A 25,197-nucleotide genomic window follows, 5' to 3' on the forward strand; every position below is an offset into this window, starting at 1 on the left:
CGTTCCGTTCGGCGCGGCCTGCGGTTTTCCGCATGTCGCGCCGTTTTTGTTTCGGTGAGGGCCATGCAACTGAAACTCATCATCGATGCGAGACCGCTCGATATCGAGATCGACGACGTGATCGCCGGGCTGCTCGCGACCCGGCTGAATCTTCCCGCGCATGCCGATCAGCACGAGGCCATCGTTCAATATCTCAGCGAGAAAGGCTCCCCATGGCTGCTCGACGAGGAACACATGCGAAAGCGGATTTTCCGTCGTCTCATCCTCGACGTCGCCGACCCGGCGCTCATCATTCGGTATTTGATGGTCGATAGGTAACGCGTCGTGTAGTGCTGGCGTCGTGCATTGCGGTGCTGAGACAGGGCTCTGTCGTCCCCCGCATATGCGTGGGTTCCTGAGGGCGAGCCGCTGGCCGCCAGACTGCCCGACTGTTAGCGCTGATCCCAGGATCGAGAAGCCTATGACTGGCGTTTTCCTGATCGGCCACGGACTTCTATGGAATACTGACGAAGTCCGCTTGCCGGACTCAGGGCGCCTGCCACGATACGTTTATCTTCCCGATCCGACATGTCCCGAGATCGTTGGACGCTGGCCGCAATCTCCTTGCTCTCCTTCTTTCTGGTGGGGACAGGCATTGTTCTGCCGTCGTGGATAGCGTTCCAGCTTGGCGGGTCGAAACTTGTCGGGTTAGTGCTGTTATCGTCGAGCCTGGCCGGCCTTTTGTTTGCCCCATTGGCTGGCCACATTGTCGACCGGACGGACCGGCGACTTACCGGTATCAGGGGCCAAACGGTCAGGGCAGTGGGTTTCTTGCTGGTCGGATCGAGCCAGCATCTCCCGACCGATGCCGGTGCGGTCGTCCTCATGTTTGGCAGTGCCGTGGGTGCAGTGGGATTCACACTGCATAACGGCGCGTTTTCCGGACGATTGCAATCGATCATCCCGGTCAACGAGCGGGTGTCGTTCTTCATGCGGCTATCGGTCGCTCGCCAGATCGGCATCGCCATCGGCACCGGCATTGCCGGCGTGTCGATCGACTGGGTTGGAAGCGCCGTGTCGGCATTTGCACTCGCAGCAATCGCGCTCGCCTGCGCAGGTCTCGAATGGCTTGTCCGGGGCGGTGCGGATCGGACAGTCTCGGCGAAGTCCGGTGTGGCGGCGGGCATTGGGGAGGCTGCACGTTATCTGGCAGCAAACCCTGCCAGTCTGATCGCCTCGATCACGGTAGGTGTGTCGTTTGCCGTCATCAAGACGACCAATCTTTTACTTCCCGGCTTCGTGGTGGATACGCTCCGGGGCGATAGCGCACTGTTTGGCACACTTGAAATGGTGGCGGCCATTGTTGGCACGGTTGCCGTTGCCACCGCAAGCCTTCGAGCCATTGCGAAGCGGATCGAGCGGCGCCCTCTGGCGTTGCTCGCCTGTGCCGGTCTCTCGCTCGTCGTATTTTCATTTTCCCGCACGGGTCTCGCCGCGCTTGTCCTGTACAGCATCTCCGGGGCGGCCTGGAGTCTCGCTCGTTCTGCCGCAAATGGACGTTTGTTGGAGGTCGTCGATCCGCACCTGATCGGACGAGTGCAGGCGATCACGACTGTCCTGACGGGGCTGTTCGGGATCGTGATTTTCCTGCTGCCCCAATGGCTAACGCTCGGCACCGAAGCGACGCTTTACTGGATCTGCGGTGCCGCCGTGGTGGGGGCATCGTTGCTCCTCGCCGCGTGGTCCGGGTATCGGGGCACGTGAGCGATTGCGGAAAATGCAGTGGCAGGTCCTGAGGGGCCGTTGGTGGTTCCGGTGTCGCCTCCATTGACGGATCGTCCATTTTTGCTTTTTTTTCAAAACAGACACTCCAATCCGAACGGCTTTTGGAGGCCTGTCCTGCGGGCTGCTGCTCGAAACATTGTGCTATTTGGTGGGCGTGACGGCACGCCAACGCAATGCCTCGATCACTAAGGCCAGCGCCGGCGCGATTTGCTTGCGATTGGCGTAATACAGGTGATAGCCCGGGAAGGTTGGCCACCAGTCTTGCAGCACAGGTATTAACCGACCTGCCTCGATATGCGGCTGCATGATATCCAGCGGCACGAACGCCAATCCCATTCCATCGAGCGCTGCCTGGAGCATCAGGAAGGTATTGTTAAACGTGGTCTGGCCACTCACGCGCACATTGAGGGACTGTCCATCTTTTTCGAAGTCCCAGGCATACAGGCCGCCGTGTGTAGGCAGTCGCAGATTGACGCAGCGATGCTCGGTCAGGTCGTGGGGCGTCTTGGGAACCGGCTTTCCCGCGAGGTAACGCGGCGACGCGGCCACGGCCATGCGTAACTCCGGCGTCAGACGCACAGCGATCATGTCCTTATCCACGCGATCCCCTACGCGCACGCCTGCGTCGAAGCGGCGCGCCGCAATATCCGTGAACGCATAGTCCACGCTGAATTCGACGTGTACGTCAGGGTACGTCTGCAGCAGCGGTACCAGCCGTGGCCAAAGCACGGTGGTGATGGCGTGGTCGTGTGCCGTGATGCGCACCGTGCCGGCTGGTTTGTCGCGCAGTGCAGTCAACGAGCCCAATTCCAGTTCGATCTCGTCGAGCCGCGGCGCCACAGCGTCCAGCAGCCGCGCTCCGGCCTCGGTGGTGGAGACGCTGCGGGTGGTGCGCGTGAGCAGGCGCACTCCCAGCCGGGCTTCCAATGCCAGCATCGCGTGGCTCAGCGCCGAGCGTGACAGGCCGAGCTGGGCGGCCGCGCGAGTGAAGCTGCGCTCGCGGGCAACGGCCACGAAGGCTTGCAGGTCGTTAAGGTTCTCTTTTGTCATTGGTGAATCCTTTGCACCAACGTATATCATTTTTGGGGTCTTCTCAACCAATTGAGAGCGCCATACAGTTCATACGGAATCTCACCCGTCGACGACGACGAGTTTTCGGGTTTATCGTTGGCGTGAAGGAGTGCGAAACAGGCCCGGACCCGTGGTGCACGCCAAGCTTGGCGACACTCAATGAAGGAACTGCGTCCATGAACATGGAAATCAAACGCGCTGGATGTCAACCCTCCATGAAAGGGTCCGCCGAATGGTTCACCGGCACGGTCCGTATCGACCCGCTGAACACCCCGCCAGCGCCGGCGCGTGTGTCATGTGCGGCCGTCACCTTCGAGCCGGGCGCACGCACGGCATGGCACACCCATCCACTGGGACAGACGCTGATCGTCACCGCCGGCTGCGGCTGGACGCAGTGCGATGGCGAAGCCATCGTCGAAATCCGTGCGGGTGATGTCATCTGGTGCCCGCCTGGGCACAAGCACTGGCACGGTGCAACGCCCACCACCGCGATGACCCACATCGCCATCCAGGAGGCGCTGGACGGCAGGAACGTCGATTGGATGGAGCACGTCACCGACGAACAGTATCTTGCCGGCCCGCCGCGCGGCTGAGCCGTTTCGGCATCGACAAAGGAAATCCATGCACTCAGCGCTCCGACTTGGTTTGTGCGCGACAGCGTTGATAACGCCCGCTAAGACGCGTTTTATCTGGCGTCATGGTGGCGCGTTGGCCGTGGCCCTGAGTCTGGTCGCCACACTGGGGCACGCAGCGAACGAAAAGGACATCAAACCCATGACTCAAGCTCAAATGACAACACCAAGTACCTCCGAAACCTTGAACGCGCGCCAGCAGGGCATTGTGCCCATCGCGGCCTTTGCCGCTGCGGGCGACATGGACAAGCTGAACGCTGCGCTAGTCCAAGGGTTGGATGCCGGCATGACGGTGAGCGACGCCCGTGAAATCCTGGTGCAGCTCTACGCCTACGCAGGCTTCCCGCGCAGCCTCAATGCACTAGGCGAATTAATGAAGGTGCTGGAGGCGCGCAAACAGCGTGGCATCGAGGATGCGCCGGGCCGAGAACCCAGCCGTCCCATCCCCACGGGCGACGCACTGCTGGCCGCAGGCACGGCCAACCAGACCAAGCTCTCGGGCGGAACGGTGCAAGGGCCGCTGTTCGATTTCGCGCCCATTGCGAACGAATACCTGCGCACGCACCTGTTCGGCGACATCTTCGAGCGCGACAACCTGGACTGGCAAAGCCGGGAGTTAGCAACCGTGGCCATGCTTTCGGCGCTGCCCGGCGCCGAGCCGCAATTGCAGGCGCACATGCGCATCAGCATGAACGTCGGCATCTCGGCCGGTCAGTTGCGTCAGCTCACTCAGGTGCTCTCGTCGCGCGTGGATGCCGACATGTCCCGCCGTGCCATCGGTGCGCTGGATCGGCATCTCGGAATGCTCGATGCCGGCAAGCAGTAGTCCTCTCGAACAAATCAAGGCAAAGACCATCATGATCAAAGACAAAGTCATCATCATCACCGGTGCGTCGTCCGGAATAGGCGAGGCGACGGCCAAGCTGCTCGCCAGTAAAGGCGCCAAGGTTGTGCTTGGCGCGCGTCGTGCAGACAACCTGAAGCGGATCGTCGATGAAATCGAGCAGCAAGGCGGCCAGGCCGTCTATCAGGAATTGGACGTCACGCAGCAGGCCCACAACGACGCCATTGTCAAACTTGCCAAGGATAGGTTTGGCCGCGTGGATGCTATTTTTCTCAATGCCGGCCTGATGCCGACTTCGCCGCTTTCGGCGCTGAAGACCGACGATTGGCACCAGATGGTCGATGTGAACGTCAAGGGCGTGCTCAATGGGGTGGCAGCGGTGCTGCCCGAGTTCCTTGCGCAGAAGTCCGGCCACGTGATCGCCACCTCTTCGGTGGCGGGCCTCAAAGCCTATCCAGGCAGCGCCGTCTATGGCGGCACGAAATGGTTCGTGCGCGACTTCATGGAAGTGCTGCGTATCGAGTCTGCCATGGAAGGCACCAACATTCGCACTGCGACGATCTACCCGGCGGCCATCAATACTGAATTGCTGTCGACCATCAGCGACAAGCAATCGCTTGACCAAATGCAGGGCCTCTACAACACCTACGGCATTTCGCCGGACCGGATTGCCAACGTCGTCGCCTTCGCGATCGATCAGCCCGATGACACGACGATCAACGAGTTCACCGTCGGCCCCGCGAAACAGCCTTGGTAAGTGGGATACGAGATGCGTCGGCACCGGATGAGCGGTGCCGCGCGAGCCACGGTGATTGCGGCATTGGCGGCTTTTTCCGGATCGGTGGTGTGTCGGCATCAAGCCGGATGCGCGTGCAAATTGCGGTATTCCCCCGGCGTAACCCCCGTCCAGGCCTTGAACGCGCGCAAGAACGAGTTGGTGTCCTGAAAGCCGATCAAAAAGGCGATCTCGCCAGGCGAGATTGTCGAGTGGGCGAGGTAATAACTAGCCAACTCTTGTCGTGTGCCGTTAAGCACGTCCTGATAGCTGATGGCCTCGTCGGCGAGATGACGCTGCAACGATCGCTTGCTCATTGCCAGGCGACTCGAAATATCGTCGATGCTGCTCTGACCACTCGGGAGCATGTCAAGTAGCGCGCTGCGCACACGTTCGCGTGTGCTTGCTTCGGCGTCGAGCTTCGAGAGACGCGCCCGAAGTTCCGGCTCGAAGAAGCGCCACATGGCAAGGTTCTCTGTCAAGAAGGGACGCTTTGCGTCTTCTGTCGAGAATCGAATGCGGTTGGAGCTGCCCTGTTCTAAGCGACAGCCGAGAAAATTTTCGCATGGGCCGACCTGACTCGGCAGCACCGTTAATTCGGCCTCGATCGGGCTGATGGCTTGTCGTGTTGCAAGGCGCGCCAACTGCGTGAAAAAAGCCAATTCCGTCGCGCATAAGCTGCATGGCAGCGGGCCGTCATGGCCGTAGCATTCGATGATTACCTCGGTGTAGTTCTCGCCGATGCAGACGTCCAGTGACAATGGTCCACACAGGCGCTTGTATGCGGCGAGCCGGGTGAACGCGACGTTGAGATTCGGACTGCACAGGCAGGCGAACAGCGCAGCATCAAAAGCCTCGACCGAGATGCCTCCGCCGAGCCGCACCGGCAATTCTGCGTCCCCGACCAATTTTTCGAGGCCCAGAAAGAATCGAAAATACTGGGCAGGCGTCAGGACGGCATCCTTGCGGCCGAACAGATCCGCAGGCAACTCCGCCAGCGCCAACAAGTCGCCGGGAGCGACCCCGAGATCGAAGACGATCAGTTTCCAGCCGGGATGTAACGTGAATTGGGTTGCATGCTTCATCAAGCGGCCTTTTCCATCGCCTGTCGCGACATCTTCAGCGCCATCTTGCGCGGCAGCAACGGTACAATCCAGTCGAGCATAATCCGAAGCTTCTGTTCGTTGAACGCGACCAGGTCACCGCGCACCATCGCCTCGTAGCCGCAGCGCGCCACGGATTCGGCCGACTTGGCATTCTTCCAGACGTCCACGCCTTGTAGGTCGCCGGCGGCAACGAAACCGGTAGCGACTGCTCCCGGGCACAAAGCCGTGACAGTCACGCCGTATTCGCGCACTTCTTCTGCGATAGCCTGAGTGAACGAGGTAACGTAAGCTTTGGTCGCGTAATACACGGCCTGCAGCGGACCCGGCATAAACGATGCAGTCGACGAAACATTGAGGATACGTCCGCGCCGGCGGGCCACCATGCCCTTCAGGTAGTGATGCGTCAGGTTGGTCAGCGTCGCCATATTGACCTGCATCATCGCCTGCTCGGCTTTGAGATCGCGTTCGACAAACTTCCCGTGGCCGCCAAAGCCGGCGTTGTTGATCAGCACATCAATAGAGAGTCCCAGCGACTCTGTCGCAGCGAAAATTCGATCCGCGGAAGCGGGGTCGGCGAGGTCCTCGGTAAGGACGTACGCCTTCACGCCGTATTTCGTCTCGAATTCTTGCTTGATGGATTCGAGCTTGTCGCGCGAACGCGCAACTAAAACGACATCGCCGCGTTTGCTTGCATGGATGCGTGCCAGCTCCAGACCAATGCCGTTCGAAGCACCAGTGATAAGCGCAGTTGAAAGGTTCATGACTGCTCCTTGGTTCGATTGAATAGGCAGATGGTAGGCGTTCGAACCATTGGGCGCACTAGCATAACGCGCCACGATCAATTCCGATCGCGCCAATCGTGCTACGTAGAACCCCCCTGCGCTCTGGCAAGCTTGAGACGGAAGTCGCTGCTCGAATGACAAACTTGCGGAGACGCCGATGGGTGAAACTGGCCAATTGCCGCCATTCACAGCGGCGACGTCGCCTCACCATTCCTACCACATCAAAGACATCGCCCCACATCACACCCCCCAGGCACGCCGCACCCGCTCGCGAATGTCCTGCAGGCGGTGCACGGGTTCGTTGGCAAAGACGAAGCGCAGGTAGCGATCTGCTTCGGGGCCCCAGCCGGTCATCGGGGTGGCCGCCACCTTACCTAGCGCCAGCAGTTGCCGCGACGCTTCGGGCGGTTCGATGCCCAGTCGTCGGGTGTCGATCAGCATCGACCAGCCGCCATGGGGACGAATCACCGGCAGATCGGACAGGGCTTCGATCAGAAAGTCGCTGCGGCGCTCCCATTCGGCAACGGCCGCGGCCACGCCGTCTTGCGCGGTGGTCAGCGCCGCAGTCGCGCCGTCCATGGCGATCCCGACCTGACAGACCACGTTGGACAGACTGACGAGCCGCACATCGTTCATGATCGATTCGGGACCGACGATCCAGCCCACACGCCATCCGATCATTCGATACTCCTTCGACACCGCGCCGACCGTGATCGTGCGCTCTCGCATGCCGGGCAGCGACGCCGGGTGAATGACGCGGCGTCCACCAAACAGCAGCCGCTCCATCGCCGCGTCATAGACGAGCCAGATCCCGCGCGTCTCGCAATGCGCTGCGATGGCCTGCCACTCGTCCGGCGTGGGGACGTAGCCGCTCGGCATCGACGGCGACATGATCAACAGCGCCTTCGTGCGTGGCCCGACGGCGGCGGCAAGACTGTCGAGATCGAGACTCCAGCCGTCCGGGTCCGGTATCAGGCGGGCAAACTTCGGAACACCACCGCTCAGATGGACGCGATTGATCAGCCCCGCATATGTTGGATCGGTGAGCACGACCTCGTCGCCCGGTTCGATGATCGACAGCAGCACGTTCAGAATGCCCGCGAGGCCGCCAGCGGATACGATGCACTCGGTCGCCGGGTCGTAACGGGTGCCTGCGGAGCGCCCGACACGTTCGGCGGCCGCCTCGCGCAGCGATCGCAGCCCCGTAAAGGGGAGGTAGCTGTTGGCCGCATCGTCGTCTATCGCCTGGTGCGTGCGCATGAGGGCGGCGGCCGGCGGGCGAAGGTCCGTGTCGAGATTCTCGAGCCGCAGCATGTCGGGATCCGCCAAAGCGTCCGCTGCGTCGCCGATTCGATCTACGCCAATGCCGGGGATTTTTTGCAATCTTGATACCGTCACATGGACCTCCGTAAATGTTTTAATATATTAAAATGAAAAAATCAGCAGATAGCAAGCTTTCTTCCGTGTCGTTGGCGGACCAGTTGCGTGAGCGAATTGCGGACGGACGGTGGGCGCCCGGGACACAACTGCGTCAGGACGCGATCGCGAAGGCGTTCGGCACGAGCCATATCCCGGTTCGGGAGGCTTTCGTGCAACTGCAGGCGAGTGGATTTGTGACGATCGTGCCCAATCGCGGGGCGTTCGTTTCGGCGATGACGACGTTCGAGGCGTCGGAACTGACGGAAATGCGCGTGGCGCTGGAACTGCTCGCCCTGGACGCCGCCATCGACGCCTTCGGCCCGAGCGACGAAGCAGCGGTGCGCGAGATCCTGCGCAACGATGAAACAGCGCCGGACGTGGACGCCTGGTCGGTCGACAACTGGGCGTTTCACCGGGCGATCTATCAGGCCAGCGGCAGGCGTCATTTGATGGAGACGCTCGAAGCGATCTGGCGCAAGACAGATCGCTATCTACGGCTGGTGTGGCAACTGGAACGCTATCAGGATGTGTCTTTCGCGGAACACGTTGCGATACTGGAGGCCGTGGTGGCGCGCGACCGTCGCACGGCCAAGCGTCTGACGAAGGCGCATATTCTGGCTGCGGGCGATGTCATGCAGATCGCGCTGCGAGAAGCGCGGGCGATGCGCGGACAAAGTGATCCGACTGAATCGGCATCCGCCCCCTAGCACGGAAATCCTCCGGCGAACGCCTCGCGCAAGTAATCCACGAACAGTCGCACGGCCTGCGGCACATGCGACGTGTAAGGGCGCACCACGTAAATCCGTTCCGCAAAGGCGCCGACCGGACGCCATTCAGGCAGCAGTACCACCAGCTTGCCGGACTTCACCGCAGCCTGCGCCGTGAAATCGGGCACCAGTGCGATGCCCAGATCGTCGAGCGCCGCGTCGCGCAACGCTTCACTGTTGTTCGCCGTCACCGGACCGTTGGCGTTGATCGTCACCGGCCCCGTGGCCGATTTCCGAGGGCCGGTGGGCTCGAACGACCAGGTAGTCGACACCTGGGCACGCGGATACGCAAGGCAATCGTGCTCGGCCAGATCAGCGGGGGATACTGGCGTGCCACGTCGCTTGAGATAGGCTCGCGTCGCCACGATAAGCGAGCGCGTGTCGCAAAGTTTCCACGCCACGTGCGTTTCCGGAGCGTTCGTGCTGTGACGGATCGCGAGGTCGAAGCCTTCCGAGGCGATCGAACTTAGCCGATCCGACAGGTCCAGTTGCACCCGAACTTCAGGATGTGCGCGCAAAAAGCCCGACAACCTCGGGATGACCTGCTGCCTGCCGAGCGCCACCGGCGCCGTTACACGAATCAATCCTCGCGCTACCCCGGCCTGATCCCGCAGGTTCGAGAAGCTCGTCGCGATTTGCGCGTACTGCCCCCGGGTGTCGTCGACGAGTTGCTGACCGGCCTCCGTAAACCGCACGCTGCGCGTTGTGCGCTGCACCAACGACACACCTGCCGCGCGCTCCAGTTCGGCGATGCGCTGACTCATCGCCGCTTTGCTCACGCCCAGGCGGGTTGCTGCGGCGGTAAAGCTTCCCTGCTCGGCGAGTACCGTGAGCCAATGCAGGTGCGTCCACAGGCCTTCAATTTTTTCCGAATCCATGGATCGATTGTTCGCATTTGTAAACAATAAATTCAATAATAACGCCTAGGCGTGGTGCGCGGTGATTCATACACTGCATGGATCGTTCATCCATCATGAGGAATTGCAATGCAAGCGTTCAACGATACCGCCGACGTCGTCCATTACATCCATGGTCAACGCGTGAAGGGCGACGCCCAGCGGACTCAGCCGATTTTCAATCCGGCGACGGGCAAGCGTGCTCGCCAACTCGTGCTGGGCAGTGTCGCTGACGTCGATGCGGCGGTCGCGAGCGCCAAGGCAGCGTTTCCCGCATGGAGCGACACGCCGCCGATCCGGCGCGCGCGCGTCATGCTCAAGTTCCTCGAACTCATGAACAAGCATCGCGACGAACTGGCCGCGATCATTACCGCAGAACACGGCAAGGTGTTCTCCGACGCCCAGGGGGAAGTGACGCGCGGCATCGACGTGATCGAATTCGCCTGCGGCATTCCGCAACTGCTCAAGGGCGACTACACGGAGCAGGTCTCCACCGGCATCGACAACTGGACGACGCGTCAGGCGCTGGGCGTCGTGGCCGGTATCACGCCGTTCAATTTCCCGTGCATGGTGCCGTGCTGGATGTTCCCGGTGGCCATCGCTGCGGGCAACACGTTCATTCTCAAGCCCAGCGAGCGCGATCCGTCGGCATCGTTGTTCATGGCCGATCTGCTCAAGCAGGCCGGGCTGCCGGACGGCGTTTTCAACGTCGTGCAGGGTGACAAGGTCGTTGTCGATGCACTGCTCACGCACGCGGACGTCAAGGCGATCAGCTTCGTCGGTTCGACCCCGATTGCAAACTACATCTATGAAACCGGCGCCAAGCATGGCAAGCGCGTGCAAGCACTGGGCGGCGCGAAGAATCACATGGTCGTGATGCCGGACGCCGATCTCGATCAGGCGATCGACGCGCTGGTCGGCGCGGGTTATGGCTCGGCAGGCGAGCGTTGCATGGCCATTTCGGTGGCGGTGCTCGTCGGCGACGTGGCAGACAAGATCATGGATCGTCTGGCCGAGCGTGCCCGCACCCTGATCGTCAAGAACGGCATGGAACCGGACGCCGAAATGGGCCCGATCGTGACCCGTCAATCGCTGGAGCGCATCGAGAGCTACATCGCGCTGGGCGTGGAAGAGGGCGCGAAGCTGGTGGTCGACGGTCGCGGTCTGAAGGTGCCGGGCCATGAAGAAGGCTTCTTCACCGGCGGTACGCTGTTCGATCACGTGACGCCGGACATGCGCATCTATAAGGAAGAAATCTTCGGGCCGGTGCTCTCGTGCGTGCGCGTGAAGGACTTCACGGAAGCCGTGGACCTCATCAACGCGCACGAGTTCGGCAACGGTGTGGCCTGCTATACGCGAGACGGCCACGTCGCGCGCGAATTCGGCCGCCGTATCGAGGTCGGCATGGTCGGTATCAATGTGCCGATTCCGGTGCCGATGGCCTGGCACGGCTTCGGTGGCTGGAAGCGCAGCCTGTTCGGCGATATGCACGCATACGGTGAAGAAGGCGTGCGCTTCTACACCAAGCAGAAGTCGATCATGCAGCGCTGGCCGGAAAGCACCGAAAAGGGTGCCGAGTTCGCGATGCCGACGGCGAAGTAACGCGTCGCCATTCAAGACGTAGCCGTTCAGGGCGGTACAACGGTCGGTCCGTTGTGCCGCCTTTTCATTTCTGCGCGACTTTCGCGGGACGGCAGGGCAGACGGTAGGGCAGATGGCAGGGCAGATGGCAGGGCAGATGGCAGGGCAGACGGCAGCCCAAGCTGCGCGCATTCATGTCGTTTTTTCCCTCCATTGAAAGATCGGGTATGGCGACCGGTGCGAACTTGCGCCGTCCGGTCGGCCAGACGGCCGCTCGCGAGCAGGCACGGGCCTTGCTAAGGAAAAGGTTTCGACCACGACGCAGGGAGGACTCGCTTGCACTTCAGCGCGCTCACATCGCTAAAGGCCTTCGAGGGAATCGCGCCCGCCGACTGGGCATTTGCTGCGATTGCCATGTTGTTAAGCTACGGCATTCTGACCGGCGTGTTGCGTCTCGTGCTCGGACGCTTCGGGGCGCTGTCCAGGCGGTTGCGCTCGCCGGCGGCGGGCATGCTGGCCGAGGTGCTGGGCGCGACGCGCCACTTCGTACTGTTCTTCGCCGCATTGCTCATCGGCCTCAAGATTCTCGACCTCGGCGCCCGATGGGACACCGCCATCGTCCATGGCTGGACGGTGCTGTTCTGCCTCCAACTGGCGCTTTGGGTCAATCGGGCCGTGAGTGTGTGGTCGACACGCCGCATGCAGCACCGCGAGAGTGCGCCGGACAACCCCGTCATTGTCACCATGACTGCCTGGACAGCACGGGTGCTGGCATGGGCAGTGTTGCTGCTGGTCATGCTCGCGAATTTCGGCGTGAACATTACCGCCTTCGTCGCGAGCCTCGGTATTGGCGGTGTGGCGGTCGCGCTGGCCGTACAAAATGTGTTGAGCGACCTGTTCGCTTCGCTGGCCATCGGGCTGGACAAGCCGTTCGAGGTCGGTGACTTCGTCGTGTTCAGCGACGTGTCCGGCACCATCGAGCGCATTGGCCTCAAGACAACGCGCATCCGCAGTCTTAGCGGCGAAGAGATCGTGTGCGGCAACACCGAATTGCTCAAGAACACGCTGCATAACTACAAACGCATGTCCGAGCGGCGCATCGTGTTCACGTTCAGCGTGACTTACCACACCGTGCCGGACAAACTGGCAAAGGTGCCGGCGATGGTGAGGCAGGCGGTGGAAGCCTCCGGCAAGACGCGCTTCGATCGTGCCCATTTCAAGCAGTTCGGGGCGAGTTCGCTCGACTTCGAAGTCGTCTATTTCGTGCTCAGTCCCGACTACAACCTCTACATGGACTTGCAGCAGGACATCAACCTCGCACTCATGCGCGCATTCCTGGCGGAAGACATTCGTTTCGCCATACCGGCAAGCGTGCAGTATTTCGCGCAGGCGCCCGAACCGCCTGAGGTGGCGTCTTCGGCCAAACCCAAGGCCGCCGCCTGAATGCCGCATGCCCGTTATGCCCGTTATGCCCGTTAGCCCGTTATGTACGTTCATTGCGGCGTGGTAGGATCGATCGCATCCACGTGATTCAGATCGTGGCTTCTATCCAATCCGGACCCGTCGAGAGATGGGACTTCAGGAGGCCAGTATGTCTGCAGAGCAAAAGACGTTGCATCGCGGGTTCACCATCATTACCGTTCTCGAACGTCTCTCGAAGGGCCGCGCACGGTTGTCCGCCAAGGTGATCGCGAGCGACGAGGATCACAAGCGACGCCTCGGCGGAAAAAAGCTCTTGCAGGCGAAACGCTGGTTCGATCATTTTGCAGACGATCTTGCGGCGCCGGTGATCGCCGGCCTCAAGCACACCATCGACCTCGAACTGGCTGCGGCCGCGAAGGCGGGCTCGGTGCCTGCCGTCGATGCGAAATCGGCGAATGCTGGAAAGGCGGCAAAGGTAGAGAAGTCTGCGAAGGCCGGGAAAGGCACAGGTAAAGGCACGGAGAAGGGCCCCCAAAAGCGCGAAGAAAGGCGCGAAGAAAAGCACGCGAAGGCGCTCAAGGGCGAGAAAGCAAAATCATCGGTTGACGCCATCAAAACCGCCGCATCAACGAAAGCGTTGAACGGTGCCGTTGCGGGCGCGGCGAATGGCGCTGCATCGGGCGGATCGTCGCGTGTCTCGATTGCCGCACGCAAGCGCGCGAAGCTGGCGACCAAACCGTTGCGCGCCGAAGGGCGCAAGCCGGTTCGCACGGCTTCCACGCGTATCGTTACGAAATCCGCTTAGTGGGTAGTGGATAGTAGGCAAAGGCGGCGGAGCGCAGTAGCGCATCCGGCCGACGTCTGACATGCCACGCGGCGGCGCTCTCGATATCGATTCAGGGCGCACTCGGAATACCTGCAGGCATACATGACGGCGCACGTCTCGCGGACGGAGCGCCGTTTTTCATTGTGTTGCCTCTCATTGCATCGTTGAACGCTGATGCACGTCATTACGTTCAACGAATCGCTCTTTGCGAGTGCTGCGAATACCGCCTATATGTCCGGTATTTCATGTGTTGCAAATGCACCACTCGCGTGCGACGCGTGTGACTAACGTGTCAGAATGCACCCGCTTGCGGAGAACCGGCGGTGCTATTTCTGAATAAGAAAAGCACCGCTAGTCATTTGGTAAGTACTCCATTGCATATGCGGTTGCAGCATCCAGGGCGGATCATCTGTGAACCGACGAGGGATCCGCTGCAGACCGGCCGAGGTGGCCTGCGCATCGCCAATGGGCACATGTCTGCGCAAGTCAAAAGAATATAAGACCACTAACAAAGAGGATAAAGATGAAGCGCTTCCGACTCACGGCGCTGGCCGCCGCCAGCTTTGCCGTTGCCGCCCCCGCTATGGCCCAGACCTCGACGACCAACGTCACGCTGTACGGTGTGATCGACGCGGGCGTTGCCTACGTCAACAACGTCGCCAGCGGTTTGAACGCCAAGGGTGCCCACAACTTCCAGGCCGTGAGCGGTATCGGCCAGGGCAACCGCTGGGGCCTGAAGGGTTCGGAAGATCTGGGGAGCGGTCTGAAGGCGGTGTTCGTGCTGGAAAACGGCTTCAACCTGATGAACGGCACGATGCTGCAAAACAGCCGTATGTTCGGTCGCCAGGCCTACGTCGGGCTGCAAAGCGCCCAAGCGGGTAGCGTCACCATCGGTCGTCAGTACGACTCCGTGGTGGACTTCGTGAGCCCGCTGACGTCGGCCAAGCAATGGGCCACGCAGTACGGTGCGCACATTGGCGACATCGACAACCTGTACAACTCGTTCCGCGTCAACAACTCGGTCAAGTACACGAGCGCGAACTACAGTGGCTTCTCGTTCGGCGCCCTGTACGGTTTCAGCAACGAACCGAATACCGGTAACGGCACGGGCTTCTCGCACAACAATGCGTTCAGCGTCGGCGCATCGTACGCCAACGGCCCGCTTACGGCCGCCGCAGCGTACATGCATCTGGCAAGCCCCGGCACGGCAAACGGCAGCGGCGCAGTATCGAACGATTACGCCAGCGCGACCGACATCTTCTACACGAGCGCCGTCGACAAGCACGACATCGCTGCGGCAGGCATTTCGTATCAAATCCAGGCGGCTACCCTCGGCTTTGTGTATAGCTATGCCAAGATCAACTACGTCAACCAGTCGTCGATCCGCGTGAATACGTTCGAGCTCAACGGCAAGTACCAGATCGCCCCGAACCTGCTGGGTGGCCTGGCGTTCATCTACAGCGACGGAAGCGTGAGCGGCGCCACGGCATTGTCGGGAATCACCAAGGGCACCAAGCCGCGCTGGTTCCAGGTCAACGCGGGTACGACCTACGCGTTCAGCAAGCGCACCGAAACGTACCTGAACGGTGTGTACCAGCGCGCCACGGGTGACGCAGTGGTCGCGGCCATCGACAACGTTGGCGGCCCGACCGGCACCGGCGCTCAGTCGCAGATCGCCGTGATCGCCGGCGTGCGTCACAAGTTCTAAGCTGCGATTCGGGCGGAATCCGGCGATTCCGTCCGAATCGGAACAGATTGGGACGGGGCGGGGGGATGGATGCCCGCCCGCCTCCGGCCCCAAAAACGGGCTCCGCGAGGGATTGGCGGGGCCCGTCTCACATCGAGGGGAGTCAAATCGTGTGCATTCGACGCCCTTTATGTGTATAATCACGACCTTGTCCAAAATTCGGGCATTGCGGGAAGCGGGACTCACTGACGAACGATGAGTCTGCCGCTTCGCAAAATCAACCGTTCAGCCAGTCTGGAAGGCGCGATACGAGGTTCCCCCTGGGGTGAGCCGGGTGTCGAATGCCAATCGGGAGATCGCAGAGGAGGTGAGTCGCGGTCCCGCCGGATGTGGTGTAGTGCAGTCCGTTGCAAGTCCGTTCGTCGCGCCTGGCTGGAGGATCTCCTGCGGGGCGGGGAATGGTGTCTTTGCGCGGTAAATCAAATTTACGGCTCCGATGGGGCCGAATCACTATTCGAGATATTGCATGACCAAGATCGTTATCAAAGACAACGAACCCGTTGAAGTCGCACTGCGTCGTTTCCGTCGCGCCATCGACGGCACGGGCCTGATCAAGGAAGTCAAGGCACGCGCTGCCTACGAAAAGCCGACGGCTGAGCGCAAGCGCAAGAAGGCCGCTGCCGTGGCCCGTCTGCGTAAGCGTCTGCGCAGCCAGACCCTGAAGAAGAAGATGTACTAAGCACGCCGTTGCGCCATCTGTGCGCAATGTAGTGCGAAGTCGAAAAACCCGCCGAACGGCGGGTTTTTTTTATGGGCAGCACTGGCGCATCGATTTGCTAAACTCGTGGCTATTGCCGTCGGCAAGCGCCTCATTCTCCTTATTCCCCACAAAATTTCCATGAAAACGTTGACCTTTGCTGCGCTCGACGCACTGACCGGGCAGGCCGCGCAATCGCCTCGCGCCCGCATGAACCAGAATCTGCATGAATCGCTGGACGATTCCATTCAGCGACTGGCCATTGCGATGGAGCCGGCGACCTATATCCGTCCGCATCTGCACCACCATACGTGGGAATTGCTGACCGCGTTGCGCGGCCGCTTTGTCGTGCTCACCTTCGATGAGGCGGGTGTCGTCATCGATCGCAAGGTGCTGGGCGAGGACACCAGCGTCATCGAGAGTCCGCTGGGCACGCACCATACCGTGTTGTCGCTGGACCCGGGCGCCGTGATTTTCGAAGTGAAACACGGACCTTATCGTCCGTTCGTCGAGGCGGACTACGCAAGCTGGTCGGCGCCGGCGGACACCCCTGAGGCGGCGGCGTTCATGGAGTGGGTCAAGACGGCGCAAGTCGGCGATCGCTGGGCGGCCTGACCCTTCGCGAGCGCTGCACACGGGCCGATGGCCCGGCCGAGCCCGTGTGCGCGCGTCCGTTTGAGCCGGCTGTGGTGCGTCAGCGCGTCCATCCCTGGAATTCGTTTGCCATCGCCTTCAGGGCCTGAGCTGCCGTATTCGCGGCGCGGGGCCAATCTTCCTCTGTCGCTGGCAATCGGGAAGCATTCCAATCAATCGGTTCGGCCGGTTCGGCCTGTGGTGTTGAATGCCATTGGGAATCGCCTCGTCCATGAGGCGATTCGACGTGGCATGCCGCCCCCAATCGCCACACTGGCACGCCGAGTCCTGCCGCCAGATCCGCGTGGGCGGCATCCAGCGCAATCACCAGATCGAGATTGTCGATGAGCGACGCCTCGTCGGCCAGATCGTCGCAATCCGTTCTCCAGTCGATCCAGTCAACCGAATCCGGGGCCATGGCCTGAGCGCCGTCTGGTCCGCTTGCCGGTTTGCCGAGCGGTATCCACGAGACACCGGGCACGCGCAGCAGCGGGGCAAGCGTCACGAGGCTGGTGGCACGGCTCGTCAGCGCTGTCGATCCGACGTCGTCGAGCATGTCGAGCCCTGCCAGGCCGACGCAAAAACCGTGTTGCGCGGCGGCGGCGAGCCGATCGCGCCAATGTCGGGCGGAGGCCGTGTTCACGCGCAGGAACGGTCGTCCGGCATGCGCATGCGTGGCTTGCGGGCCCAGTGCTCGCGCCAGCGACCCGAGGGGGCATCGCAAATCCCAGTCCGACACGTCGCGCGGCATGCGCGAGAGGACGACCACGCGTTCCCCCATCGACCATTCGACCAGGCGGCGCGTGCTGGCGGGTCCGACGAAGCCGACCTTGCCGAAACGGGCTGACGCGGTGTCCAGGTGACGGAGTTGGCTCACGAGATCGTTGTCGTCGCCGCTGCCCAGGATCAGAAGATGCTGATGAAACGTGTCGCCGCCGCCGCTCCAGTCAGGTAGCGGGCAGTCCGGGTAAGGGCTGAGGGCCGCGTCGACCTGAGCCCATGCGTGAGCAATGGCGTTGGCTGCGACGGCGTCGCTGCGGGCAGACGAAATAGACGGCACGGCGCGCTGCAAAGGCTTCGTCATACGAATCCTGGCGTCGGGAAGAAATGGGCAATGGTGGGATCGCGGCGCGCAACGGCTGGCGCGGCGAATCAAGGCCTAGGAAAACCTGAGGCGTGCAGGGGGGAGGCACGTCGAGATGATAGAGGAGCCGGGACGCGAGGACGGGGTGGTGCCTTTGCCGGCGAGGCGGATTCGTTTGCTCGGCGGCAAAATATTTGACGCGCGATGTGCGATGCGCGCAGACGGGGCGGGTGGCCGGAGGGGGCGCCACTCGATTCCCCGCCTCGAACCGTGGCCGGGCCCGGATTCGAGGCGGGGGGGCGGTGCGTTTGCCGAAACGGCTGCGGAAACGACCGTCGGTGATAGTGACTTACTTCTTCTTGCGGGTCGTCTTTTTGGCGGGCGCCGGTGCGTCGTCGTCCTGAACGGCGAGTTGGCCACCGGTGCCGAGGCCGCCGGCAACGGTTTGCTGCTTGTAGTTCTTCACGGCGCGCACGACGTTGTTATACGAGTCGGTGAACGCGGCCACGATGACCTTGCCTTCGGCGGTATTCGAGTAGCCGCCGAGCGAGCCGCCGGCCGAGCTGCCCACGATGCGGCCGAGCGCGCCGAAGTCCATTGCCGTGGCACTGCCTTCGGCGGCGGCGATCTGCACGCTGGAGCGGTTATCGATGACCGTCAGCAGGGTGCTGGCCTCTTTCGAGTTCATGCTGCCTGCGAGTGCGCCGATGGCTGTGCCGATACCACCGGGCAGAAGGCCGGCAAGGCTGGCGCCGGCGCCGCCTGCGTTGTTGTTCGTGAAGGTGATCGACGGGCTGATGGCGTAATCGGCGGACACCATCTTGCCCTTGCCGAAATTCGACTTGGCGCGCAGTTCGCCGGACTCCTGCAGGGCGCGTTCGCCCATGATGGTGTTCATGCCGCGGCCGCGGTCGACCACGACGAAGCAATTGGATTGCTGAACGAGCAGCTTGAGGACCGGGACGGTCGAGCCGAGCTTGTATTGGCCGGTGAGCACGCCGTACCAGGGGGCGGTCGTGTCTTCGATCACGGCGATCGTACCGAGCGGGCGGTCGCACTTTTCGAGCGACGCATTCGCGTTTTCCGAGTTTGCGCCGCTGGCCGAACCGGTGGCTGCCGTCTTGGCGCTGCTGCTCCCCTGATTCATGGTCGAGCAACCGGCCATGATGCCGGCTGCAAGCAGCAGTCCGGAGATTTTTACGAGATGGTGTGCCATTTTCCTAGTTCTTTAGAATGTTGTTCTGGAAATTGGCGGCGCTGCCGCAGCCCGCTTCTGAGCGGGTTGCAGCCGAGTCGGTGACGCCGCCTAACGCCAGGAGTCCAAAAAAGCAGGACTAAGAATCAAATTACGATAGGACTCCTATGCTGAAATGCTCCGTAAGAACATTCCGCGCCGCATGCTAGCACGTGCGTAAATTGCGGATACCCTATCAAATTTAGTGGGGATTACGAACGGATTAGGTGGGTTCTTTGTTTGGTCTTAGGTAAAGACTAGGGGAAAACCATGATCTTGCGGTTTGGCCATGTCGCTGAGACCGATGCGTTATGCGTATCTGGCGGTGATCGTTTGATGGCGGGGAGATGGGCGGTAGCGCGGTGGAAAACAAAAAGCCCCGTCGGCGTTGGCTGAACGGGGCTTTTGATGTTTGACGGCGTTCAAGGAGTACGCCTGAGGACGCGATGGACTTGGTCCCCCCGACAGGAATCGAACCTGTATCTAGCGCTTAGGAGGCACTCGTTCTATCCATTGAACTACAGGGAGAGACTGGATTCTATCCAGTAGCGCGATGTCCTTTGAAATCAAGGGCATCGCCTTATTCCACGGGGCTTTCCGGGATGTTGTGATACCCCTAACGTATCACTCCGGATCGTTCCGCTAGCCGCCATTTCGCGTCGCCGCTGCTCCGTTATCTACCGGACGGTGACGCGCTCCGGCACGAAGCGTCGTTCCGGGCTCGCGAGCGCAAGAGTATAGCAAAAACTGCTCCCGTGACGACGCGTGTGCCGCATGCAGATAGGAAATCGGGCGGCTTGCCCTCGCTCCGCGGCATTCCTGCGCATGCATGCGTGACGAAGACCTTTCGCAACGCGTCCCCGCCACCATCCCACGCAAAATCTGCAACGCGGTGCAAATTCCGCATCTCCCGGCTGCTTGCGCTGCCTGCGCAGTCGCTTCCGGGCGATGGCATACAACCTGCATGCCTCCGATTGGGAGGCGGGCCAATGCAGGTCCGTACCGGGTTCGCATGAATCCAGCGCGTCCCACGCATCCCACCCATTGATCCTTAGGAGGTTCCACCATGCAGCAACACGCATCGCATCATTCCCACGCGCCATCGAATCAGCGCCTGCGTGACGTCATGACACGCGACCCTGCCTTCGTGCGCAACGGTGACACGATTCAACACGCGGCCAAATTGATGGCGGACCTGAACGTCGGTGCGCTCCCCGTCTGTGAAAACGGTCATCTCGAAGGCATGATCACCGACCGGGACATCTCGGTACGCTGCGTTGCCGCCGGCAAGGGTCCCGACTCGAAAGTCGGCGACGCCATGTCGGAAGGCGCCCACTGGTGCAGCGAAGACGACTCCGTAGAGGACGCCTGCGACACCATGTGCAGCGAGCAAATTCGCCGCTTGCCTGTCGTCGACGACGAAAAGAAACTCGTCGGCATGGTCTCGATGGGCGATATCGCCACGAAGGCCGCTGACGACGCCACGTGCGGCAAGATGGTGAGCGAGGTGTCCACGCCCTCGGAACCGAATCGATGAGCGGAGCGCAACCATGTCCGCCACCGCCGGTGAACGCGCCGAAAAGTCAGGGGATTTCCGATGTGCCCGTTGCCATCGCACCACGCATGTGACCAAAGGACACGTCATACCCAAATGCCCGCATTGCGGTAACGCCGAGTTCGACTCGCGGCGTAACGAGCCATAGCAGGCCCGACACGACAGACACCCATGACCAACCCCAAAAAGAAGGGCTATCTCCTTCAGGACGAACCCGCCGACCCGCCGAACACGACAGCGTCCGATAGCCAGGGGCCGACGCCCATGCCCCACTCGTCATCGCAGGAAAGCGACGCAGACATTGGCCCCGGCGGGCAGGGCAGCCCCGTCGCCGGACGCCTGCAAAGCAAGGTCGGTGAAACGCTGCGCGACCCGACGGACGGCCGTTATGCGTTCGTGACATTCACCATCGACGACGACGGCATCGTCACGCTCGACGGATGGGTCATGCATCCCGACATTCGTGACGGACTCGTCGACAAATTGCGTGCAATTCATGGCGTGACGGACGTGGTTTGCCGATTGCGTATCGACGATTGATCGACGGTTGATCGATGGCTGATCGGCAACTGATCGATGGTCGAGAGGCGGTCGTCGGACGATTGACCGCCGGATGACGCAAGAGATGGCGGAGGACGTAATGGGAGTCGCCGATTTCATCGACATGTATATCCGCTACGGGATCATTCCCGTATGGCTCGTGGCGGGGTTCGCCGACTGGCTCTGCCACCGGCGCACGCACATCGAAGCCAACGCGGGTACCAAAGAGTCGGTCATGCACATCGCCCAGATGTTGGAAGTCGGCGTTCCGCTGATGGTCGCGCTGATCTTCGAGATCAATTTGAGCGTCATTCTGATCATGGTCGCCGGGTTGGTCCTTCACGAGGCTACCGCCTTGTGGGACGTGAGCTACGCGCGCCAACGGCGCGAAATCACCGCCGTCGAGCAGCACATCCACAGTTTTCTGGAGTTGCTTCCCATTTGCGCGGTAACGCTGATCATCGGGGCGAACCTGGAGCCGATACGAAACGCCATTCTCGGCCACGGGCCGCGGCATTTCGCGCTGACGACCAGCCACGTCCCGTTGGCCTACATCGGGGCGGTGGTCGTCGCTGCAGTGCTGTTCGCCGCGTTGCCGTATGCCGAAGAGTTGATGCGCTGCGTGCGCTACCGAAATGACTCACGCGCGCGCAGCGACGCACAACGTCTGCCACACGCGCCGTAACCCCGACCTTCCTGCATCGATGACCGGGGCGCGACGGCCCCGGCAATCGACATCAAACCGGCATCAAACCGGCATCACATTCCAGCACCAGTGACTCAGTGGCGTTTTTGCACCATGCTGTCGCGGGCCTGTTCTGCTCGGGCGGCGCCGATGGCGGATTCGACGTGCTTTCGCTCCTCCGGCGGCGGCAGCACCGCCGGGAACCCCAACGTATCGATCCAAAGCTCTCTGGCCCATCCCATCGTGTGATAGAGGTGGTGGTCTTCCTGTGTCTCGACGGCGGACACCGCGTCTTGCAGCGCCTTGCTGAGTTCACCGGTGGACTTCTCCGCTACGGTGGCGAGCAGCTCCCAATTCTGATGGTCCTTGGTCTCCGCCAGCACCACGCACTCGGCCGCCGCAATTTCCGCGAGTGCTGGATCGCCGGCCTGGCCGGCCAATTCGATCGCCTTGACGAGCGACGCCCCATGGTGCGCAACGACCTCGCGCCCCGGTGTGCGGGCATCGGGATCGAGTCCTAACGCCGAAAACACGTCGAGCAACACCTGCTGGTGATGTCTCGTCTGTTCAAGGTATTCGTTCCATTCTTTCTTGAGGTCTGTATTTTTTACACACTTCAAGGCCGCCTCGTAGACCTTTTCTCCACCCAGTTCAGTCTCGTACGCCTGAAACAAAAGCTCTTGAAGGCCGTGATCGTTGGGTTGCTTCTTGCTGGCTGCCATATTTCTCTCCTGCGGAGGTTGACGGGGGACTGCGTCAGGCATGAAGGAACGCAATTACCGTGCCGCCCTCGCTGGCCCGAAATTTGCTGGCAAGTCCCGGTAACCGGGAGAGGGCTCAATGAAAACAACACGAATGAAAACAACGCAGGCGGCATCTGGAGAGACCACGACGACGCAACCCGACGAGCGTCCCCGCTCCCTGCTTCGCAGGCTTGGGCCGGGTCTGCTGACCGGCGTGGCGGACGACGATCCGAGCGGCATCGGCACTTACACGCAAGCCGGTTCGCAATTCGGCTATCACGTGCTGTGGTCGGCCGTCGTGACCGTGCCATTGATGGTGTGCATTCAGGTCGCGTCGGCGCACATCGGTCGAGGGGCGGGGCGCGGCATTCTCGCCGAGGTCAGAAGGCACTACTCGCGAAAAATCGCCACGACGATGGCGGTACTGATCATTCTCGCAAACGTCATCAACGTAGGAGCCGATCTGGCAGCCATGGGAGATGCGGCGTCGATACTCCTCGGCGGTGCGAACTACTGGTACGCCGTGCTCTTCGCGGCCATTACGCTCACGCTTCAGATACGTCTGAAATACGAGGCTTACGCACGATATCTGAAATGGCTGACACTGGCGCTGTTCGCGTACATCGCCAACCTCTTCGTGCTGCATACCGACTGGCCCACGGCCCTGCACGCGGTCGTCTGGCCGACGATTACACCAACGAAGGAATATGCCACCACGCTCGTTGCGATTCTGGGCACGACCATCAGTCCGTATCTCTTCGTCTGGCAGTCCGCGCTGGAGGTCGAAGAAATCGAGGCGCGCGACAGCGAGCAGCCCATCAAGCAAGCCGCGAATCAGCGCAAGGCGCAGGAGACGCGAATCCTCGCCGACACGTGGATCGGCATGCTTACGTCCAACGTCGTGGCCCTGTGCATCATGATGACGGCCGCCGCTGCCTTTTTCGTACACGGTGTGCACAATGTCGAATCGACGAGTCAGGCCGCCAGCGCCCTGACACCCGTGGCGGGGAAAGCCGCGACGCTGTTGTTTTCGCTCGGGCTGATCGGCTGCGGCATGCTGGCCATTCCCTCGCTCACGGGCAGCGCGGCGTATGCGCTCACCGGGGCGCTCAAGCTGCCCAGCGGCATGAGCAAGACGCCACGCACGGCAGGCACGTTCTACGCCGTGATCGGGCTTTGTACGGTGCTGGGGGCGATCGTGTGTTTCAGTCCGATCAATCCGATCAAGGCGCTCTACTGGAGCGCGGTCATCAACGGTGTGGTGGCCGTGCCTTGCATGGTGATCGTCATGCTGCTGTCGTCGCGCGAGGCGGTCGTGGGCAAGATGACCAACTCGCGTGCCGTCTCGATTGGCGGATGGGTTGCGACCGCCCTGATGACCGTCTCGGTGGCCGTGATGGTCTACACCATGGTCGTTTGACGATGTCCATGGCGATGGTGATGGCGCCGGGGGGAGGGCGGTCGTCAGGCTGGCGTGCGCAGCGCGCGAGACACGATGCCGCCGACCGCACCGCCGACGATCGGCACCAGCCAGAACATCCACAACTGTTCGATGGCCCATCCGCCCTGGAACAGCGCGACACCGGTGCTGCGGGCCGGATTGACCGAGGTGTTCGTCACCGGAATCGACACGAGATGGATCAGCGTGAGCGCGAGTCCGATGGCGATGGGGGCAAACCCGCTCAGCGCCGGGCGCGACGCGACGTTATTGATGATCACGACAAACATCGCCGTCAGGACGAACTCGATCGTGATACCTGCCAGCAACGAATATCCGCCGGGCGAGTGTTCTCCGTATCCGTTCGACGCGAATCCCGAAGCCGTTGCCGAGAAATCCGCCGCACCGCTGGCGACGGCGTATAACACGGCCCCGGCCGCAACACCGCCTGCGACCTGCGCCGCCAGATAGGGCGCGACATCTTTTGCGGGGAACAAGCCGCCCGCGTATTGCCCGATGGTGACCGCCGGGTTGAAATGCCCGCCGGAAATGTGGCCGACCGCATAGGCCATCGTGAGCACGGCAAGGCCAAAGGCAAGGGCTACGCCGACGAAACCGATGCCCAACGCAGGGAACGCCGCGGCGAGAACCGCGCTGCCGCAGCCGCCGAAGACGAGCCAAAACGTGCCGAATCCCTCAGCCAACAATCGTCTGAACATGATTTTCTCCAATGAATAAGGTGCCGCCCCGGCCGCACGAAACTCAATGGATGGACTGCAGAGATGGACTGCAGGGCTGCACTGCATTGGCAGATCACGCGCCAGACAGAGCGTCAGCGCACGGCGAAAGGCGCTGTGCATGGTAATCACAACGCAGGTGGCGGCGTGCCGACGGACCGATATTTGGGATTAGTCCTCAGATTGCGTAGAGGGTTGATGCGATTTTCGGTGCCGCGG

Annotated in this window: 26 protein-coding genes and 1 tRNA gene; 17 read left to right on the forward strand and 10 right to left on the reverse strand. The window is 61.6% G+C overall.

What is annotated here, in order from left to right:
• Window positions 1–63: 63 nt before the first annotated feature.
• Both PCA31118_RS00370 and PCA31118_RS00375 read left to right on the forward strand, forming a co-directional pair.
• Window positions 64–318, forward strand: a complete 255-nt coding sequence (locus PCA31118_RS00370; RefSeq protein ID WP_150621989.1) for a hypothetical protein — start codon at window positions 64–66, stop codon at window positions 316–318.
• 249 nt (window positions 319–567) lie between these two features.
• Window positions 568–1,743 (forward strand): MFS transporter, encoded by a 1,176-nt coding sequence (locus tag PCA31118_RS00375; RefSeq protein ID WP_150621991.1) that lies wholly within the window; start codon window positions 568–570, stop codon window positions 1,741–1,743.
• A 162-nt stretch (window positions 1,744–1,905) separates the two neighbouring features.
• Here the strand turns inward: PCA31118_RS00375 and PCA31118_RS00380 are convergent, their stop codons facing one another.
• A complete protein-coding gene (locus tag PCA31118_RS00380; protein WP_150621993.1) occupies window positions 1,906–2,814 on the reverse strand; it encodes a LysR family transcriptional regulator in 909 nt (302 codons plus the stop codon).
• A 203-nt stretch (window positions 2,815–3,017) separates the two neighbouring features.
• On the opposite strand from PCA31118_RS00380, the gene PCA31118_RS00385 reads away from it, so the two are divergent.
• The 3 genes from PCA31118_RS00385 to PCA31118_RS00395 all read left to right on the forward strand — a co-directional run bounded on the left by PCA31118_RS00385 (window position 3,018) and on the right by PCA31118_RS00395 (window position 5,068).
• Complete coding sequence (locus PCA31118_RS00385) at window positions 3,018–3,428, forward strand: (R)-mandelonitrile lyase (RefSeq protein WP_150623597.1); 411 nt, start codon at window positions 3,018–3,020, stop codon at window positions 3,426–3,428.
• 181 nt (window positions 3,429–3,609) lie between these two features.
• Window positions 3,610–4,293 carry a carboxymuconolactone decarboxylase family protein gene (locus PCA31118_RS00390; protein WP_246189994.1) on the forward strand — a complete coding sequence of 228 codons (684 nt, stop codon included), beginning with the start codon at window positions 3,610–3,612 and terminating at the stop codon, window positions 4,291–4,293.
• Between the two features lie 31 nt (window positions 4,294–4,324).
• On the forward strand, window positions 4,325–5,068 hold the full coding sequence (locus PCA31118_RS00395) for an SDR family oxidoreductase (protein ID WP_150621995.1): 744 nt from the start codon (window positions 4,325–4,327) through the stop codon (window positions 5,066–5,068).
• A 98-nt stretch (window positions 5,069–5,166) separates the two neighbouring features.
• On the opposite strand, the gene PCA31118_RS00400 is transcribed toward PCA31118_RS00395, so the two are convergent.
• From PCA31118_RS00400 to PCA31118_RS00410, 3 genes are all read right to left on the reverse strand, one after another.
• Window positions 5,167–6,171 (reverse strand): AraC family transcriptional regulator, encoded by a 1,005-nt coding sequence (locus PCA31118_RS00400; RefSeq protein WP_150621997.1) that lies wholly within the window; start codon window positions 6,169–6,171, stop codon window positions 5,167–5,169.
• Entirely contained in the window at window positions 6,171–6,953 is a 783-nt protein-coding gene (locus tag PCA31118_RS00405; protein WP_150621999.1) for an SDR family NAD(P)-dependent oxidoreductase, read from the reverse strand. The genes PCA31118_RS00400 and PCA31118_RS00405 overlap by 1 nt, the downstream gene beginning before the upstream one ends.
• Window positions 6,954–7,214: 261 nt before the next feature.
• A complete protein-coding gene (locus PCA31118_RS00410) occupies window positions 7,215–8,372 on the reverse strand; it encodes a pyridoxal phosphate-dependent aminotransferase (RefSeq protein ID WP_150622001.1) in 1,158 nt (385 codons plus the stop codon).
• A gap of 32 nt (window positions 8,373–8,404) precedes the next feature.
• Here PCA31118_RS00410 and PCA31118_RS00415 point away from each other — a divergent pair, with 32 nt between their 5' ends.
• A complete protein-coding gene (locus PCA31118_RS00415; protein WP_150622003.1) occupies window positions 8,405–9,100 on the forward strand; it encodes a GntR family transcriptional regulator in 696 nt (231 codons plus the stop codon).
• Here the strand turns inward: PCA31118_RS00415 and PCA31118_RS00420 are convergent.
• Complete coding sequence (locus PCA31118_RS00420) at window positions 9,097–10,038, reverse strand: LysR family transcriptional regulator (protein ID WP_150622005.1); 942 nt, start codon at window positions 10,036–10,038, stop codon at window positions 9,097–9,099. The genes PCA31118_RS00415 and PCA31118_RS00420 overlap by 4 nt on opposite strands.
• A gap of 108 nt (window positions 10,039–10,146) precedes the next feature.
• Between PCA31118_RS00420 and PCA31118_RS00425 the strand changes: the two genes are divergently transcribed.
• The 6 genes from PCA31118_RS00425 (at window position 10,147) to PCA31118_RS00450 (ending at window position 16,944) form a co-directional block, all read left to right on the forward strand.
• Complete coding sequence (locus PCA31118_RS00425; protein ID WP_150622007.1) at window positions 10,147–11,658, forward strand: CoA-acylating methylmalonate-semialdehyde dehydrogenase; 1,512 nt, start codon at window positions 10,147–10,149, stop codon at window positions 11,656–11,658.
• Window positions 11,659–12,051: 393 nt separating this feature from the next.
• On the forward strand, window positions 12,052–13,080 hold the full coding sequence (locus tag PCA31118_RS00430) for a mechanosensitive ion channel family protein (protein WP_150622009.1): 1,029 nt from the start codon (window positions 12,052–12,054) through the stop codon (window positions 13,078–13,080).
• Window positions 13,081–13,228: 148 nt separating this feature from the next.
• A complete protein-coding gene (locus tag PCA31118_RS00435; RefSeq protein WP_150622011.1) occupies window positions 13,229–13,864 on the forward strand; it encodes a hypothetical protein in 636 nt (211 codons plus the stop codon).
• 544 nt (window positions 13,865–14,408) lie between these two features.
• Window positions 14,409–15,593, forward strand: a complete 1,185-nt coding sequence (locus PCA31118_RS00440; RefSeq protein WP_150622013.1) for a porin — start codon at window positions 14,409–14,411, stop codon at window positions 15,591–15,593.
• A 505-nt stretch (window positions 15,594–16,098) separates the two neighbouring features.
• Window positions 16,099–16,311 (forward strand): 30S ribosomal protein S21, encoded by a 213-nt coding sequence (rpsU, locus tag PCA31118_RS00445; RefSeq protein ID WP_044456352.1) that lies wholly within the window; start codon window positions 16,099–16,101, stop codon window positions 16,309–16,311.
• A gap of 159 nt (window positions 16,312–16,470) precedes the next feature.
• Complete coding sequence (locus PCA31118_RS00450; RefSeq protein WP_150622015.1) at window positions 16,471–16,944, forward strand: WbuC family cupin fold metalloprotein; 474 nt, start codon at window positions 16,471–16,473, stop codon at window positions 16,942–16,944.
• Between the two features lie 79 nt (window positions 16,945–17,023).
• On the opposite strand, the gene PCA31118_RS00455 is transcribed toward PCA31118_RS00450, so the two are convergent.
• From PCA31118_RS00455 to PCA31118_RS00465, 3 genes are all read right to left on the reverse strand, one after another.
• A complete protein-coding gene (locus PCA31118_RS00455) occupies window positions 17,024–18,046 on the reverse strand; it encodes a hypothetical protein (protein ID WP_150622017.1) in 1,023 nt (340 codons plus the stop codon).
• A 349-nt stretch (window positions 18,047–18,395) separates the two neighbouring features.
• Window positions 18,396–19,262 carry a CsgG/HfaB family protein gene (locus PCA31118_RS26915; protein ID WP_174990282.1) on the reverse strand — a complete coding sequence of 289 codons (867 nt, stop codon included), beginning with the start codon at window positions 19,260–19,262 and terminating at the stop codon, window positions 18,396–18,398.
• Between the two features lie 471 nt (window positions 19,263–19,733).
• Window positions 19,734–19,808 (reverse strand) — tRNA-Arg (locus PCA31118_RS00465).
• A gap of 538 nt (window positions 19,809–20,346) precedes the next feature.
• On the opposite strand from PCA31118_RS00465, the gene PCA31118_RS00470 reads away from it, so the two are divergent.
• The 4 genes from PCA31118_RS00470 (at window position 20,347) to PCA31118_RS00485 (ending at window position 22,060) form a co-directional block, all read left to right on the forward strand.
• Window positions 20,347–20,817 carry a CBS domain-containing protein gene (locus PCA31118_RS00470; protein WP_150622019.1) on the forward strand — a complete coding sequence of 157 codons (471 nt, stop codon included), beginning with the start codon at window positions 20,347–20,349 and terminating at the stop codon, window positions 20,815–20,817.
• Between the two features lie 13 nt (window positions 20,818–20,830).
• Complete coding sequence (locus PCA31118_RS00475; protein ID WP_150622021.1) at window positions 20,831–20,983, forward strand: zinc ribbon-containing protein; 153 nt, start codon at window positions 20,831–20,833, stop codon at window positions 20,981–20,983.
• Window positions 20,984–21,006: 23 nt separating this feature from the next.
• Window positions 21,007–21,375, forward strand: coding sequence for a BON domain-containing protein (locus tag PCA31118_RS00480; protein WP_150622022.1), 369 nt, complete (start codon window positions 21,007–21,009; stop codon window positions 21,373–21,375).
• A 100-nt stretch (window positions 21,376–21,475) separates the two neighbouring features.
• Window positions 21,476–22,060 (forward strand): diguanylate cyclase, encoded by a 585-nt coding sequence (locus PCA31118_RS00485; RefSeq protein ID WP_217431217.1) that lies wholly within the window; start codon window positions 21,476–21,478, stop codon window positions 22,058–22,060.
• A gap of 95 nt (window positions 22,061–22,155) precedes the next feature.
• Here PCA31118_RS00485 and PCA31118_RS00490 read toward each other — a convergent pair whose 3' ends face one another.
• Window positions 22,156–22,782, reverse strand: a complete 627-nt coding sequence (locus PCA31118_RS00490; protein WP_150622024.1) for a hypothetical protein — start codon at window positions 22,780–22,782, stop codon at window positions 22,156–22,158.
• A gap of 133 nt (window positions 22,783–22,915) precedes the next feature.
• On the opposite strand from PCA31118_RS00490, the gene PCA31118_RS00495 reads away from it, so the two are divergent.
• Entirely contained in the window at window positions 22,916–24,223 is a 1,308-nt protein-coding gene (locus tag PCA31118_RS00495) for an Nramp family divalent metal transporter (protein ID WP_150622025.1), read from the forward strand.
• Window positions 24,224–24,267: 44 nt separating this feature from the next.
• On the opposite strand, the gene aqpZ is transcribed toward PCA31118_RS00495, so the two are convergent.
• Complete coding sequence (gene aqpZ / locus PCA31118_RS00500; protein WP_150622026.1) at window positions 24,268–24,960, reverse strand: aquaporin Z; 693 nt, start codon at window positions 24,958–24,960, stop codon at window positions 24,268–24,270.
• Between the last annotated feature and the right edge of the window lie 237 nt (window positions 24,961–25,197).

This window comes from Pandoraea captiosa, from assembly GCF_902459775.1.
Lineage (GTDB): Bacteria > Pseudomonadota > Gammaproteobacteria > Burkholderiales > Burkholderiaceae > Pandoraea > Pandoraea captiosa.